This window comes from Aeromonas sp. Prich7-2, from assembly GCF_017939255.1.
Taxonomy (GTDB): Bacteria; Pseudomonadota; Gammaproteobacteria; order Enterobacterales; family Aeromonadaceae; genus Aeromonas; species Aeromonas caviae.
The window spans coordinates 1-622 of sequence record NZ_JAGKRI010000189.1 but is presented as its reverse complement, the minus strand read 5'-3'; the positions used below and the strand labels follow the sequence as shown (position 1 = coordinate 622).

General features: G+C 55.6%; 1 protein-coding gene. It reads right to left on the bottom strand.

From position 1 onward, the window contains the following. Nucleotides 1-533, bottom strand: a 533-nt coding sequence (locus J9892_RS20505) for an IS1634 family transposase (protein WP_109113328.1), incomplete at its 3' end; no start/stop codon positions are given. Between the last annotated feature and the right edge of the window lie 89 nt (nucleotides 534-622).

Below are 622 nucleotides of genomic sequence, written 5' to 3'. Positions count from 1 at the left end.
GCCTGATTTTCACAGATGAGCTCAAGGATCACTTGATTCAGCTCTGGCCGGTGATCACGACTATAACCACGCACCAGTTGCAGCTTACCGACCAGATCCCCATCGGCACAGTCATAGGCGCCATCGACGTGGAAGCTGGTAATATCGAGGTGCACTGCGGTGCTTTTGAGCCCCAGCCGCTCGACAACTTGCGCCGCCATCACCTGATACAAGGCGCTGACATCGGCCTCAAAGAGGGCATCGAGACAGCGACCGAGCACATCATCATTGAGGTCATCAGCACAGATCCCGGGGCCAATCAGGCGCTCAACCGGCTTGTTAGCGAAGAATTGCGGGAACATGTGCAGGGTGCTGCTGTGAAAGCCGAGGCCGTTCACTATCATGGCGACCAAGGCTTCACCATGTGAGACCTTGAAAGGCGGGGTTTTGGGGAGCAAGGCATCGATCATGCGGGCAATGCCCAGTTCCTGGCAGAGTGCGGCGACCAAACCAAGGTGATCGAGGTTACGGATCGAGATAGCGGGTGCGGCCATGATGATCTACCTGCAAAAGAGAGTAATAGATCAGAACGGCCGATCGCCGTCAAGCACTGAAAATAGCAAAATCAGGTGCGGAATGACGG